The sequence below is a fragment of the Nocardia sp. bgisy134 genome, assembly GCF_965341865.1.
Lineage (GTDB): Bacteria > Actinomycetota > Actinomycetes > Mycobacteriales > Mycobacteriaceae > Nocardia.
This window is the reverse complement of sequence record NZ_CBDQZP010000007.1, coordinates 148859-163909: the sequence shown is the minus strand read 5'-3', so window position 1 is coordinate 163909 and position 15051 is coordinate 148859. Positions and strand designations below refer to the sequence as shown.

General features: G+C 69.3%; 13 protein-coding genes. 4 read left to right on the top strand and 9 right to left on the bottom strand.

Features of this window, described 5'->3' with window-relative positions; genetic code table 11:
• Positions 1–9 precede the first annotated feature (9 nt).
• The 9 genes from ACRWNM_RS14915 to ACRWNM_RS14875 form a co-directional block, all read right to left on the bottom strand.
• The gene (locus ACRWNM_RS14915; RefSeq protein WP_431967979.1) at positions 10–2541 is read right to left on the bottom strand and encodes an ABC transporter permease; all 2532 of its coding nucleotides are present in this window, start codon (positions 2539–2541) and stop codon (positions 10–12) included.
• A gap of 20 nt (positions 2542–2561) precedes the next feature.
• Positions 2562–3338, bottom strand: coding sequence for an ABC transporter ATP-binding protein (locus ACRWNM_RS14910; RefSeq protein WP_431967731.1), 777 nt, complete (start codon positions 3336–3338; stop codon positions 2562–2564).
• Between the two features lie 86 nt (positions 3339–3424).
• Complete coding sequence (locus ACRWNM_RS14905) at positions 3425–4183, bottom strand: hypothetical protein (protein ID WP_431967729.1); 759 nt, start codon at positions 4181–4183, stop codon at positions 3425–3427.
• Between the two features lie 57 nt (positions 4184–4240).
• Positions 4241–4819 carry a TetR/AcrR family transcriptional regulator gene (locus ACRWNM_RS14900; RefSeq protein WP_431967727.1) on the bottom strand — a complete coding sequence of 193 codons (579 nt, stop codon included), beginning with the start codon at positions 4817–4819 and terminating at the stop codon, positions 4241–4243.
• A gap of 25 nt (positions 4820–4844) precedes the next feature.
• On the bottom strand, positions 4845–6314 hold the full coding sequence (locus ACRWNM_RS14895) for an FAD-dependent oxidoreductase (RefSeq protein ID WP_431967725.1): 1470 nt from the start codon (positions 6312–6314) through the stop codon (positions 4845–4847).
• Positions 6315–6334: 20 nt separating this feature from the next.
• Entirely contained in the window at positions 6335–6748 is a 414-nt protein-coding gene (locus tag ACRWNM_RS14890; protein WP_431967723.1) for a carboxymuconolactone decarboxylase family protein, read from the bottom strand.
• Positions 6749–6975: 227 nt separating this feature from the next.
• On the bottom strand, positions 6976–7845 hold the full coding sequence (locus ACRWNM_RS14885) for an NAD(P)-dependent oxidoreductase (RefSeq protein WP_431967721.1): 870 nt from the start codon (positions 7843–7845) through the stop codon (positions 6976–6978).
• Entirely contained in the window at positions 7842–8594 is a 753-nt protein-coding gene (locus ACRWNM_RS14880; protein WP_431967719.1) for an SDR family oxidoreductase, read from the bottom strand. The genes ACRWNM_RS14885 and ACRWNM_RS14880 overlap by 4 nt, the downstream gene beginning before the upstream one ends.
• A 50-nt stretch (positions 8595–8644) precedes the next feature.
• On the bottom strand, positions 8645–10114 hold the full coding sequence (locus ACRWNM_RS14875; RefSeq protein WP_431967717.1) for an aldehyde dehydrogenase: 1470 nt from the start codon (positions 10112–10114) through the stop codon (positions 8645–8647).
• Positions 10115–10357: 243 nt separating this feature from the next.
• Between ACRWNM_RS14875 and ACRWNM_RS14870 the strand changes: the two genes are divergently transcribed.
• The 4 genes from ACRWNM_RS14870 to ACRWNM_RS14855 all read left to right on the top strand — a co-directional run bounded on the left by ACRWNM_RS14870 (position 10358) and on the right by ACRWNM_RS14855 (position 14911).
• The gene (locus ACRWNM_RS14870; protein ID WP_431967715.1) at positions 10358–11560 is read left to right on the top strand and encodes a cytochrome P450; all 1203 of its coding nucleotides are present in this window, start codon (positions 10358–10360) and stop codon (positions 11558–11560) included.
• Positions 11561–12364, top strand: a complete 804-nt coding sequence (locus ACRWNM_RS14865) for an SDR family oxidoreductase (RefSeq protein WP_431967713.1) — start codon at positions 11561–11563, stop codon at positions 12362–12364.
• Positions 12365–12704: 340 nt separating this feature from the next.
• Positions 12705–14309: a succinic semialdehyde dehydrogenase gene (locus tag ACRWNM_RS14860; RefSeq protein ID WP_431967711.1), complete on the top strand. Its 1605-nt coding sequence runs from the start codon at positions 12705–12707 to the stop codon at positions 14307–14309.
• A 116-nt stretch (positions 14310–14425) separates the two neighbouring features.
• Positions 14426–14911, top strand: coding sequence for a glutathione peroxidase (locus ACRWNM_RS14855; protein WP_431967709.1), 486 nt, complete (start codon positions 14426–14428; stop codon positions 14909–14911).
• The last annotated feature ends 140 nt before the right edge of the window (positions 14912–15051 follow it).

The following is a 15051-nucleotide window of genomic DNA, read 5'->3' as shown; positions in this document are numbered from 1 at the left end:
GTGTACCGGTCAGATGTCCGCGATGGCGGCCAGCGGCGGGGTGCGCGCGGCCCGGATACCCGGCCACAAGGCGGCGAGGACGCCGACGACGGCCGAGGAGATCAGCACCAGGGTCAGCTGGCCCCACGGGATGTCGATCTGGTCGATGCCCAAATCCCGTAGCGTACGCAGGAATCCGACGCCGAGACCGATGCCGAGGATCACCCCGACGAGGGCGCCGAACACCGCGATCAGCATCGACTCGAGGTAGATCGTGCGACGCACCTGCGAGCGCATGGCGCCGACCGCGCGCAGCATGCCGATCTCCCTGCGCCGCTCCACCACCGAGAGCGCCAGCGTGTTGATGATGCCGAGGATCGCGATCACCACGGCCAGCGCGAGCAGGCCGTAGAGGATGGCGAGCAGGGTGTTGATCTGACGGCCCTGCGCGCCCTTGAACTGCTCGCGGTCCTGCACCTGGACCACCGCGAACTGATCGGTCGCGTTCTCCAGGTCGGTGCGCATCTTCGCCAGGTCGGCGCCCGGCTTCGCGGTGACGAGCACGTAGAAGTTGTTCCGGAACGCGGGCGGGGTCACCTCTTCGAAGATCTTGGGCGGCACCACCAGACCGGCGAGCAACGGCGTGTTCTTGTAGACGCCCACGATGGTGACGGGGACCTTCTGGTTCCGGTCCAGTGTGGTCAGCTCGATCTGCTGACCCGCCCGCCAACCGTGCTCGGACGCCTCCTCTTTCGAGACCAGGATGTCGCGCTCGCCGAGCGCGTCGGTGCCCTCCAGAATCTCGTAGTTCAGGGCCCGGTCGATCGGGCCGTCGGGCGCGACGCCCTGCATCCGATCGTCACCGGCCTGCACGGCCACGCCGCGGAAGCCGATCACCTCGTCCGCCTCCGGCACCGCGGCGCGTACCGCGTCGGGCACTCCGAGCGGCAAGCCGAGCAGCTGCTGCTGCGGGCCCGAGAGCACGTACTCGGACTCGACACCCTTGTCGACGAGCACCCCGATACTGGCCTTGGCCGACGAGCCGAGCATGCCGATGGCCGACACCAGCATCAGGCCGAGGGTGAGCGCGAAAGCCGTCGCGGCCGTGCGGCGCGGGTTGCGCACGGCGTTGTTGCGCGCCATTCGTCCGATCGGCCCGAACGGACGAATCAGCATCCCGAGGCCGCCGACCACCGGGCGGGAGATCGCGGGCGCGGCGAGCAGCACGGCCAGGATGAGCGCCAGCGCGCCGACACCGACGGTCGCCGCCGCGCTGCCTCCGGTCGAGCGGGCGCCGAGCGCCACGAGCACCACGCCGAGGACCGCGAGCGCCGCGCCGACCGCGGTGCGAATCCGCAACGACTCTCCCGCGGACGCGAATTCCTCGCGCATCGCCTCCACCGGCGGGATCTTCGCCGCCCGGCGAGCGGGCGCGTAGGCGCTGATCACGGTGACGACGAGACCGACGAGCAGCGCGACCACCGCCGTGCGCGGCAGCACCGCCATGGAACCGGTGGGCAGGCCGAGGTCGAAGGCGTTGAGCACCGCGGAGAGCCCGAACGCGAGGCCGATGCCCGCCGCCAGGCCGAGCGCGCTGCCGAGCAGGCCGATGACCAGCGCCTCGGCCACCACCGAGCCGCCGACCTGCGCGCTGCTCGCGCCGACCGCGCGCAGCAACGCCAGCTCGCGCAGCCGCTGCGCGACGATCATCGAGAAGGTGTTGTAGATGATGAACGTGCCGACGATCAGCGCGATCGCGCCGAACGCGAGCAGGAAGTAGTTGATGAAGTTCAGCGCCTGGGAGACTTGGGCTTTCAGGTCCGCGCGCACCTGCTCGCCGTTCTGCACCTTGAAGCCGGGCAGCGTCGCGGCGATGCGGTCGCGCAGCTCGTCGCCCGAACCTTCCGCCGCGATATCGATGAAGGCCACGTGCGAGCCGTCGGTGAACAACTGGCGGGCCTGCGCGTCGGAGAACAGCACGCCGATGAAACCGCCCGTATCGGAGGGCACCTCGTAGATACCGGTGACGGTCACGTCGAGCACCGGACGCTGCTGGGTGCTCTGGGACGGGATCAGGATCTTGGTCTTGTCCCCGATCTTCAACCCGGCGCGCTCCGCGCCGCCGCTGTTGAGAGCGATCTCTCCTGCGGCCGCGGGCGGCACGCCCTCGAGGAAGGTCTCCGGCTCGGCGACCGCGCGCTCCGGCGGGATGTAGGACTGGCCCCAACTCGGCGCGCCACCGGTCTGCACGGGCTTCTTGCCCTCGGGGTCGAGCACCACGAGCGGACCCTGCACGCTGGGCGCGACCGCGCGCACGCCCTCCATCTGCGAGACCATGTCCACCACGCCGAGCGGAACGCCGAAGGACTGCTGCTCCTTCGGGCTCACCCGCACGTCGACGCCCTTGGCCTGGCTGGCGAACAGGCCGTCGAACGTGCGCTGCAAAGTGTCGGTGAAGACGAACGATCCGGCGATGAAGGCGGTGCCGAGCACCACCGAGAGCAGCGTCAACGCCAGCCGGACCTTGTGCGCGGCGAGGTTGCGCAGCGCGACCTTCCGCATCGGACTGCCCGACGTCGTACTCACGCCTGCTCCAGCGACTTCATCCGGTCCAGCACCGATTGCGGGGTGGGATCGCGCAATTCGGACACGATGCGGCCGTCGGCGAGGAAGATCACTCGGTCGGCGAAGGACGCCGCGTGCGGCTCGTGGGTGACGATCACGACCGTCTGGCCGAACTCGTCCACCGCGGCGCGCAGGATCGACAGCACCTCCTCCGAGGCGCGCGAATCCAGGTTGCCGGTCGGCTCGTCGCCGAAGATGATCTCGGGTTTGCCCGCAAGCGCCCGCGCGCAGGCCACCCGCTGCTGCTGGCCGCCGGACAGCTCGCTGGGCCGATGGTCGAGCCGGTCGCCGAGGCCGAGCCGCTTGATCACCGTGTCCAGCCAGTCCTGGTCGGCCTTGCGGCCCGCGATATCCAGCGGCAGCGTGATGTTCTCCAGCGCGGTGAGCGTCGGCACCAGGTTGAACGCCTGGAAGACGAAGCCGATGCGGTCGCGGCGCAGGCGGGTCATCTGCTTGTCGCCGAGGTCGGTCAGATCGGTGTCACCGATCCGCACCGTGCCCGCGCTGGCGCTGTCGAGTCCCGCGAGGCAGTGCATCAGGGTCGACTTGCCGGAGCCCGACGGCCCCATGATCGCGGTGAACTCTCGCCTCGCAAACTCGACAGTCACCCCGTCCAGCGCCCTGACCTGGGTATCTCCGGAGCCGTACAGCTTGGACAGGTCGACGGCACGAGCAGCCACCTCGGGCGTGGCCACCGTCTCGGCGGCATCGGTCCCCACAGCTTGCGAAGTCATGTCCTCCAGTTTGTCTGCCAACCCCGCCCCGCGCCATCAGGGATTCCCCCGAATCCCCTGGTCGTACTCCGAGTCCGCGCGACCGGTCAGCCCAGGGGCGCGGACCGCCACCACTTCTTCAGCTCGTCGAAACTGCTGGTGCCCGCGCTGTAGAGGAGGTAGGACGACCGATCCGGGTCATCGAGGAAGGTCGTCGCCATCTTCGGCCCGGCGTAACAGCACGCGTACAGCTCGTAGCTCGTGTACCGGACACCGTCGTTGACGTCGGTGAATTCTTTCTTCGACCCCAGCCCGTCGACGGCCGAGCGGACGTCCTTCGCGTTGCGGTAGCCGAAGACGACGAACCCCGACTCGCGGAAGGTGAAGCCGCCGCACAGCCACGCGCCTGTCCACTTGCCGAGGTCGAGGTCCGGGAAGTCCGAACGCTTCTCGCCGCGCGGGTCGACGCGGACGCACTTGTCGCCGTTGTAGATCGTGCCGCCGTCCTCGGCCGGGAGCAGATTCGGGAAGGCACGGCTCATGGCCTCGTACGGCGGCGCGACATCCTCGCTTCGGTTGATCAGCCCGACGCCGACGACTGCGGCGATCACCAGAACCAGCGCCGCACCGCCCGCGGCGAGCAGCAGCGCGGTGTTGGAACGCCGCGGCGGCGGGTATCCCGCAGGGCCGACCTGCTGGGGATAGCCCGGCGGTAAACCGGACTGCGGATAGTCGGCCGGCAGCGGTCCCGACTGCGGATAACCGGGCACCGAATTCGGTTGCCCGGGCGCCACGCCCGGCTGCGGATAACCCGGTGGCGCAGCGCTCGGCGAATACCCGTGCGGCTGTGGTCCGTGTGGCTGCAATGCTCCCCCTCCATCGAACGATCAACCGGGACCTTAGCGCCGACGTTCGCGGTCCGCCTATTTCAGGATCAGGAGCGCGGATTTCTCTATGCGGTCGGCGATTTCGGAGTACGAGGCGTAGCCCATGCCCGCGCGGACGAGCGCGCCCGCGTAGAGGAGTTCGAGTGATTCGACGACGTCGGCGTCGGCGTCGGGACCGAGCGCGCGCAGGATGCGTTTGCGGATCTCGGCGCCGATGCGGTCGCGCAGGTGCGCTACGTCGGGGTCGCGGCCGAGCAGGGCGCTGGTGACGGCGCCGGAGAGCTCCTGTTCGTCGGCGACGAGCATGGCGATATTGCGCAGTTCGGCGACGACACGGGCATGGGGGTCGTCGGACTCGCTCGCCGGGGACGGCGAGGCGACCAGGCGACGCCAGAAGATCTCCGCGACCAGGTGTTCCTTGGAGGAGAAATAGGTGTAGGCGGTGGCGGTGCCGACCCCGGCGGCCGCGGCGACCAACCGGATGGTCATACCGGCGAAGCCCTCGCGGGCCAGCACCTCCACCGCCGCCTTGGTGAGCTTGTCGACAGTGTCGGCCTGTTTCCCGCTGAGGCGACGCCGGGTCGCCTCCAGCATGATGGAATCACCTTCGGACATGTGTCCAGACACTATCAGCCCTCCGTTAATTCTTGGCGGCTGCCACCCCGGCCCGGCGGCCGTAGAAGCTGCCGTCGCCGAGCGAAGCCCCGCTGACGTATCCGCCCGCGCACAGCCCCGAGGTGCAGCGCCCCGCGGCGTACAGTCCGGCGATCGGCTCACCGGAGACGTGCAACACCCGCGAGTCCAGATCGGTGCGCAGCCCGCCGAGGGTGAAACCCGCCGTGAAGTTGCGCATGTCGAAAGCCGCCAACGGCGTGCCGATCAGGCGCACCCATTCCGGTTTCTTGCCGAGCAGCGGATCCTTGCCGTCGGCCGCGTGCCGGTTGTAGGTCTCGACGGTGGATTGAAGCGCCTTCTCCGGCAGACCCATCTCCGCCTCGAGCTCGGCGACCGATTCCGCCGCCCAGGTCGGCGGCTGCCGGAAGAACGGCGTCGCGGTCACCGTCTTCAGCGCCTCCTCGTAGGAGGCCTCGTCGATCACCAGATACGCCTGGTTCTCCTGCTGGATCAGCGTGGCCTGCCCGATCCGGCCGGGATAGGTGTCCTCCGGGATGTAGCGCTGGCCACGCCCGTTCACCAGGATGCCGCGCACCAGCAGCTGCGGGTCGCCGAAGAACGCGACCTCGGTGGCGTCCATGTGGGCCAGATCCGCGCCGAGCGCCTGCGCCACCCGGATGCCGATGCCGTCGTGCTCCTCGATGGCGGCGGCGGGCCTGCCGATCAGGCGCGGCGCGTACCCCTCCACCATCTGTGCGGCGTAGGCGAAGCTGCCGGTGGCGAGCACGACGCCGCGTTCGGCGCGCACCGCGATCTCCTTGCCGAAGTGCGCGGCGACCACGCCGACCACCCGATCGTCGTCGTCCACGATCAGCCGCCGGATGCGAGTGTCGTATTCGACTCGTACGCCGAGGCTTTCGGCGGTCTCGGCCAGTGGCTTCATGAGCATGTAGCCGCCGCTGCGCTGACCGATCCGTTTGTCGGCGTACTGCGGAACATGTCCGCGCGGCGCGGGCGTCGCCAGTGCGTTGAAGGGCGCGGCGTTCTCGCCGCCGGAGTACATCAGACCCTCGTCGTGCGGCGGCTCCCAGCCGGGTTCGCCCCAGAACGCCTCGCGGAACGGCACGCCGCACGCGACCAGCCAGTTGTAGTGCTCGACGCTGTTGCGGCAGTAATCGCCGATCTTGGCCGCGTCGACGCCTGGCCCGAGCGCGGCGAGCAGGAACTTCTCCATGTTCTCCGGGCTGTCCTCGAAGCCGAGGGCCCGTTGCAGCAGCGTGCCGCCGCCGAGGTAGATGAACCCGCCCGCCATCGCCGCCGCGCCGCCCCACCCGCCGGAGCGTTCCAGGATCAGCACCTCGGCGCCTGCTCGCGCGGCCTCGATGGCGGCGCACACGCCTGCGATGCCGTACCCCGCGACGACGACATCGGCGGCGTGGCCCCATTCGGAGACCTCGCTGACACGCAGTGGACGGATGGACTTGGCGTCAGTCATTTATTCGCTTCCTCGGGCTGTCAGGCGTTCTCGGGCTGGTCGGCGGCGGCGCGGGCGGCCTTCTTCTGCTGCGCCACGATTGTTCCCACCAGCAGGTCCAATTTGGTGCCGTTCGGCCAACCCACGTAATGGCACAGGAACAGCGCGATCTCGTGCAGTTGCTCGTCGGTGAGTTCGCCGTTGCGCAACGCGGCGCCGATCTGGATGCCCGCGGTGTCCATCAACCCCTGCGCGGTCAGCGCGCCGAGCAGCAGCAGGCGGCGGTCGCGCACGGTCAGGCCGGGGCGCGACCACACGTTCGCGAAGAGGTGATCGGCGGTCATCGCGAAGTGGTCGCCGGGGTAATCCTGGAATTCGGTGCCGTAGACCTCGGCCATCTTGGCCAGCCCGCGCTGACGGACGGTGTCCGGCGAGCCATTGTCGTTGTCGCTCATGCCTGCACCTCGCTGGCGCTCGGCTCCGGCATGCGCGAAGCGCACTGGCACACGATTCGCTCACTACGTTCGCTCATGCCTGCACCTCGCTGACGCTCGGCTCCGGCATGCGCGAAGCGCACTGGCACACGATTCGCTCACTACGTTCGCTCATGCCTGCACCTCGCTGACGCTCGGCTCCGGCATGCGCGAAGCGCACTGGCACATGAATCGCTCACTTCGTTCGCTCATGAATTCCGCCTTTCGAAGGTGTTGCCGCCGACGCCGAGACCGGGTCCGAGGCGCTCGAGCGCCAGGCGGGCCAGCGGCAAGTCGAGATCCAGCCGGTCGCCGAGTTCGAGCGCCAGGCCGAGATCCTTCTCGCCGAGGTCACGTACGTGGGCCAGGATGGGCAGCCAGAAATCGTCCGGTTCGATCGGCGCGGTGCGATCGCGCAGCATGATGGCGCCGGGGCCGCCGGTGACCGCGTCGGAGTGCCGGACGATCTTGCCCAGCGTCGTGATGTCGAGTCCCGCGGCCTCGGCGAGCCGTTGCGCCTCGGTCGCCGCGCTGAAGGCGACGAAATGCAAGAGGTTGCGCGCCAGCTTCATTCGCGTCCCCGCGCCGACCTCTCCCGCGTGCACGACGAGGTCGGCGAAGCAGCCGAAGGGCTCGCGCACCCGCTCGAAGGCCGCCGCGCTACCGCCGACCATGACCGCGAGCCGACCCAGTTTCGCGCCGGGCGCGCCGCCGCTGATGGGCGCGTCGACCAGGTCGAGCCCGCGCTCGGCGCAGGTGACCGACAGCTCCTCGGCCGTCCGGTCGGCGATCGTGGAGTGCACCGCGATCACGGTTCCCGGCGCGGCGACGCCCGACAACTCGGTGACCACGGCGCGCACCTGCGCGTCGTCCAGCACCGCGACGGAGACGACGTCGGCCGCCGCGGCGACCCGCGCGATCGAATCCGCCACCGCCGCACCCGCTTCGGCGAACGGCTGCACCGCCTCGGGCCTGGTGTCGCACACCGTGAGCCCGCCCGGCCAGGTCAGCAGCCGGTGGGCCATCGGCGCGCCCATGTTGCCGAGCCCGATGAATCCGACGCGTAGCGGTGCGTTCATGAGCGGAAGATCTGTCCGCCGTCGACATTGAAGATCTGCCCGGTGACCCACGCCGCGTCATCGGAGAGCAGGTACAGGCAGGCGCCGACGAGATCCTGCGGCGTGCCCATGCGTTTGAGCGGCAGCCGCTTGATCATGTCGTCCACGATGACGCCCGGCGTCACCGTCTTGGTCGCCTCGGTGTCGATGGGCCCCGGCGCGATGGCATTGATCCGGATCTTCGAAGCGCCCAGTTCGAAGGCCAGTTGCTGGGTGAGTCCGTTGACGCCGACCTTGGCCAGGCCGTAGAAGCCGGAGTACACCCAGGCGGCGGTGGACGACTGGTTGACGATCGAGCCGCCGCCCGCGCGGACCAGGTGCTGGAACACGGCCCTGGTCATGTTGAGCGCGCCGTCCATGTTCACCGACATGAACTTCTTGTAGTAGTCCCACGGCACGGTGAGCAGCAGGTCGAGTTTCATCTCGCCGTAGATGGCGGCGTTGTTGACCAGGTGGTTGATCGCGCCGAACTCGCCGACGGTGAATTCGGCCAGCGCCGTGGCGGATTCGGGTTCGGCGACGTCGACCTCGCCGAACACCGCGGTGCCGCCCGCCGCCGCGATCTCGGCGGCGACGGTCTTGCCGCGCTCGACATTACGGTCGGCCACAACGACTTTCGCGCCCTCCTCCGCGAGCGCCTTGGCGTAGGCCGCGCCGATGCCCTGCGCGGCGCCGGTGACGATGACGGATCTTCCTGTGAATCGCCCCATGGGGTCGGCTCCTCCACATCTCTGCCGATCGGATTGCGGTCCGGCGGGTTTCAGCCCGCGGCGGCGATCAGCTTGGTTTCCAGGTATTCCTCGAAGCCGGCCACGCCCATCTCGCGGCCGATGCCGGACTGCTTGTAGCCGCCGAACGGCGCGTCGGCGGAGTACCAGACGCCGCCGTTGACGCTGAGCGTGCCGGTGCGCACGCCCTCGGTGACGCGCCGGATCCGCTCGGGATCGACGCCCCACACCGAGCCGGACAACCCGTAGGGGGAATCGTTGGCGATGCGGATGGCGTCCTCGTCGCCGTCGTGCGCGATGATCACCAGCACCGGTCCGAAGATCTCCTCGCGCGCGACGGTCGCGCTGTTGGGCAGGTCGGCGATCAGCGTCGGCTCGACGAACCAGCCGCGCTCCCGGCCCGCGGGCCTGCCGCCGCCGACCACGATCCGCCCGCCCTCGGCCCGCGCCGTGTCCAGGTAGCCGAGCACCCGATCACGTTGGCGACGCGAGATGAGCGGCCCGCAGACGGTGCCGGGATCGGTGGGATCGCCCGGCTTCATCCGGCCCATGGCGGCGGCGGCCACCTGCACCGCCTCGTCGTAGGCCGCGCGCGGCACCAGCAGCCGGGTGGTGAGCGCGCACCCCTGTCCGGCATGGACGCACACCGAAAACGCCGCGACGCCAACGGCTCCGGCGAGATCGGCGTCGTCGAGCACGATGAACGCGGACTTGCCGCCCAGCTCGAGGAAGGTCTTCTTCAGTGTGGGCGCGGCGGCGGCCATCACCAGCCTGCCGGTCTGCGTCGAACCGGTAAAGCTGATCAGATCCACCCGCGGGTCCACCGAAAGGCGCGCGCCCAGACCATGATCGGACGAGGTTACGATGTTCACCACGCCGGGCGGGATGTCGGTCTGTTCGGCGATGATCGCGCCGACCGCCGCCGCGCACCACGGCGTATCGGGAGCGGGCTTGAGCACCACCGTGTTTCCCGCCGCGAGCGCGGGACCCAGCTTGGCGAAACCGATCTGGTGCGGGAAGTTCCACGGAATGATCGCGCCCACCACGCCGACCGGTTCGCGGCGCAGTGTCCGGCGCGTCTTGATGCCCATCGGCGCCGCGACGCCGAGATCCGTTTCCCACTTGTAGTTCTCGGCCAGCCCCGCCGCGAACGCCAGATCCGCGATCGGCCCTTCCAACTGCGGACCCCTGGTGAGCATGACGGGGGCGCCCGCCTCGGCGACGGTGATTTCGCGCAGCGCCTCGACCTCGCCCTGCAACGCGACCCGCAGCTGTTCCAGGCAGCGAGCGCGGAAGGCGTGGTCACGGGACCACGCGGTGTCGTCGAACGCGGTGCGCGCGGCGGCGATCGCGGCGTCCATATCGGCGGCGTCCGCGTTCGCGGCGACTCCGACGACCTCCTCGGTCGCGGGATTCACCGTCTCGAACACGCCGTCGCCGCCCTGGCGGAGCTTGCCGTCGATCAACAGACGCGCACCGTCGGCGGGCAGGAGACTGCTCATGGTTGCTCCGATACTGTCTGGACAGGTGTACGGAATATAGTCCAGTCGCACTCTGGCACGCAAGAACATGTTTCACTATCAACGACCGGACAGGTGCGGGATCGGACCGCGAATGTCACCGATCCGTTGTCTCGATATGCGAGCACTGGTACTGTCCAGACACATGTCCAGCTATGTGTCTTCGCGGACGGCGCTCAGCTCTGTCCAGCGCGAGAACTCGTTACGGATCAATCGGAGATCACCATGACGCCGGCCTCGCTGGAACCGCTGACCTTCGACCCGTACGACTACCGCTTCCACGACGATCCGTACCCCACCTACCGGCGGCTGCGGACCGAGGCGCCGCTCTATCACAATCCCGACCTGGACTTCTGGGCGCTCTCCCGGCACGCCGACGTGATCGCCGGATTCCGCGATGCGGCCCGGCTCTCCAGCGCCAACGGCGTCTCGCTGGACCCGGCCGCATGGGGCCCGCACGCACACCGGGTGATGTCCTTCCTCGCCATGGACGACCCCCGGCACATGCGGATGCGCAAGCTGGTCTACAAGGGTTTCACCCCGCGCCGGGTCGCGGAGATGGAAGACCGCATCCGCGAGATCACCCTCGGCTATCTGGAGCCCGCGCTGGCGCGCGAAACCTTCGACTGGATCGAGGATTTCGCGGGCAAGCTGCCGATGGACGTGATCTCGGAGCTGATGGGCGTCCCCGAACAGGACCGCGCCGAGATCCGCCGCTTCGCCGATCTCGTCGTGCACCGCGAAGACGGCGTGCTCGACGTGCCGATGGCCGCGGTGGACGCCTCGCTCGAGCTGTTCGGGTACTACACCGACCTGGTCGCCGAGCGCCGCAGCGCACCAGGCGACGATCTGGTCTCCGCGTTGCTCGACGCCGACATGGACGGCGATCGGCTCAGCGATCAGGAAATCATCGGCTTCATGTTCCTGATGGTGGTGGCGGGCAACGAGACCACCACCAAACTGCTCGGCAACGCCCTGTACTGGGCGGCACGCCATCCCGGCGAATACGCGAAGGTGGCGGCCGAGCCCGGCCTGGTGCCGGACTGGGTGGAGGAGACGCTGCGCTACGACACCTCCAGCCAGATCGTGGCCCGCACCGCCGTCGTCGATCTCGACTACTACGGCGCGACGATCCCGGCGGGCGCGAAGGTGCTGCTGCTGATCGGGTCGGCCAACCGCGATTCCGCGGCCTTCGACGACGCCGACACCTACCGCATCGACCGGCCGGACAAGGGCAAGCTCGCCAGTTTCGGTGCGGGCGTGCACTTCTGCCTCGGCGCGCACCTGGCGCGTCTGGAAGCCGTTGTGGCGCTTCGCGAATTCGCCGCCCGGGTACCCGCCTACCGCGTCCTCGACAGCGGCATCGTGCGCGTGCACTCGACCAACGTCCGCGGCTTCGCCGCCCTTCCCCTAGTAGTGGAGAGCTAGATGCCCCGTTACGAACCCCACCCTGCCCGCAGGCCCTCGCTGATCGCGGGCGCGTCCTCCGGCATCGGCGCCGCGACCGCGCTCGCGCTCGCCGAGCTCGGTCATCCGGTCGCGCTCGGCGCGCGGCGCGTCGATCTCTGCGAAGAACTCGCGGCCAAGATTCGCGCCGACGGCGGCACCGCCTTCGCCCACCGGCTCGACGTCACCGACGCGGATTCGGTCGACGAGTTCGTCACCGCCGCCGAGCGCGAACTCGGCCCCCTCGAGATCCTGGTGTCCGGCGCGGGCGACATCGAATTCTCGCTGGTGCAGGAGATGGATCCGGAACGATTCCTGCGCCAGGTCGAGGTGCACCTGGTCGGTGCGCAGCGGCTGGTGCACCGCGTGCTGCCCGGCATGCTCGCCAGGCGGCGCGGTGACGTGGTGCTCATCGGGTCCGACTGCGCGCCCGAGCCCAGGCCGCGCACCGGCGCGTACAGCGCGGCCAAGGCCGGACTGGAGGCGATGGCGGTGCAGTTGCGAATGGAGTTGGAGGGCACCGGCATTCGAGCCTCGGTGGTGCGACCCGGCCCGACGCTGACCAACATGGGCATGAACTCCACACCGGAGGTCGTCGGACCACTGCTCGAGGACTGGAAGGCGTGGGGTTTCGCTAGGCACCCGCACATGCTGCGAGCGAGCGATCTCGCGGCGGCGGTGCTGGCCGTGGTGTCGGCGCCACGCGGGGCGCACCTGGTGCTCGTCGAGGTGCAGCCCGAGGCGCCGCTGCGTCCGATGCCGAGCGCTACAGAGCCCAACCCCTAGCGCCGCGCCGAAGTCCGAGCGCCGCCGCGCCGAATTCCCAGCGCCGCCGCGCCAACATTGCAGCGCCGCTGCCCGATCACGAAGAACCCTGCGTGAGACAATAGTAACGTGTTCTAATTCCATACCGAGGGACGCGCCCGACGCACCGCGGGCGCGCGTCGCAATCGCACGCCTTGGAGACACCCGATGAGCGAACGAAGTGAGCGATTCATGTGCCAGCGCGCATCGCGCATGCCGGAACCGAGCGTCAGCGAGGTGCAGGCATGAGCGAACGAAGTGAGCGATTCATGTGCCAGCGCGCATCGCGCATGCCGGAGCCGAGCGTCAGCGAGGTGCAGGCATGAGCACTACCCACGCCACGGACCGGACGACGGCGACTCTGCCGCCCCGGATCACCGCGGAGCTGATAGCGCGACTGACCGGCATGGTCGCCGCCGAGTCCGGCGCGCACGGCCGCGCGCCGTTCCCGATGACCGAGGTCTACACCGGAGCCCACGTCGGCGACCTGCCGCAATCCCGGCCCGAGGACATCACCGAGGCCTTCGCCGTCGCCCGCGCGGCGCAGCGGGAGTGGGCGAGCTGGCCGTTGCGCCGCAGGCTCGCGGTGTTCGAGCGGGCGCACGAGCTGATCCTGCGGGAGGGCGAGACGATCGCCGACCTCATCCAGATCGGCTGCGGCAAGACCCGGCGCATGGCACTCGAGGAATCCTGCGACGTACCGATGGTCATCAGCCACTACCTGAAGACCGCGCGCCGGGTGCTGCGGCCACGGCGGCGCGGCGGCCCGATCCCGCTGGTGACCACCTCGTTCGAGGAGCACCGGCCCAAGGGCGCGGTCGCGGTGATCGCGCCGTGGAACTTCCCCTTCGCCATCGCGCTCTCCGATTCGGTGCCCGCCCTCATCGCGGGCAACGCCGTGGTGCTCAAGCCGGACAACAAGACCGCGCTGTGCGCGCTGTTCGGCGTCGAACTGCTGTATCGGGCGGGCTTGCCGCGCGGGCTGTTCCAGGTCGTCTGCGGCACCGGCCCCGACGTCGGGCCCACGCTGATCGGCGGCTCAGATTTCGTCATGTTCACCGGTTCCACCGCCACCGGGCGGGTGGTCGGCGAGCAGGCGGGCCGCCACCTCATCGGATGCAGCCTCGAACTCGGCGGCAAGAATCCGATGATCGTGCTGGACGACGCGAATCTCGACGAGGCGGTCGCGGGCGCGGTCTTCGCGGTATTCGCCAACTCCGGCCAGGCTTGTATGCACATCGAGCGGATTTACGTGCATGAGCGGATCCACGACGAATTCCTGCGCCGCCTGGTCGCCGCGGCCGAGGATCTCGGATCCAAGATCGGCGCCGCCTACGACTACGCGCCGGAATTCGGCTCCCTCGTCTCGGCCGACCAGCTGGCCAGGGTGGCCGAGCACGTGGCGGACGCGCGCGCCAAGGGCGCGACCGTGCACACCGGCGGCCGGGCCCGCCCCGACATCGGACCGGCCTTCTACGAGCCGACCGTGTTGACCGGCGTCACACCCGAGATGGCCCACGCGAAGGCGGAGACCTTCGGACCGGTGGTGAGCGTCTATCCGTTCCGCGACGAAGCCGAGGCCGTCCGCCTCGCCAACGACACCGACTACGGGCTCAACGCCAGCGTGTGGACGGGCGATCTGGCCAGGGGCAGGCGGATCGCGGGCCGGCTCGAGTCGGGCAATATCAATGTCAACGACGGCTTCGTCACCACCTACGCCGCCAAGGCCACGCCGTCGGGCGGGGTGAAGCAGTCCGGGGTCGGCACCAGGCACGGCGACCAGGGCTTGCTGAAGTACACCGACACGGTGAACATCGGCGTGGTGAAACGCCAGGTCCTGGCCGCCCGCGCCGGAATGCCCTACGAGAAGCAGGTCAAGACCACCCTCACCACACTGCGGTTGATGCGGCGAACGCGGCTGCGCTGACCCGGACCCGGCCGCGCCGGACGACCCTGTACGCCGGGGTCGTCCGCCGCGCCGATCCGGTAGCGTGGCGCTCGGGGTGGACCCACCGAATCACAGAATTGGCAGGTGCGAGACGAGTGAGCATTCGGGATATTCCGCTACAGACCCTGACCGGTGCGCCGACGACGCTGGCCGAGCTGGCCGGTGACAAGGCGGTGCTGCTGGTCAACGTGGCGTCCAAATGCGGTCTGACACCGCAGTACTCGGCGCTGGTCGACCTGCAGCGGACGTACGGCGGGCGCGGGTTCACCGTGATCGGCGTGCCGTGCAACCAGTTCATGGGCCAGGAACCCGGTTCGGCCGAGGAGATCCAGGAGTTCTGCTCCACCACCTACGGCGTCGACTTCCCGCTGCTGGAGAAGGCCGAGGTGAACGGCGAGAACCGACACCCGCTCTACCAGGAGCTGGTCGAGACCGCCGACGCCGAGGGCGCGGCGGGCGACATCCAGTGGAACTTCGAGAAGTTCCTCATCGACCGGGACGGCAAGGTGGCGGCACGGTTCCGCCCTACCGTGAAACCCGAAGACCCGACCGTCGTTTCGGCCATCGAAGCGGCGCTCTAGAACCTGTTGCGCGCGGCCCGCTTTCGCGGGCTGCGCACCTCATCGGATCTGGTCAGGGACGCAGGCGACGAGTCGCCGATGCCGCTGCGCTCGCGACGAGTCGCTGACGCACAGCTTCTCTGGCGACGAGTCGCTGACAA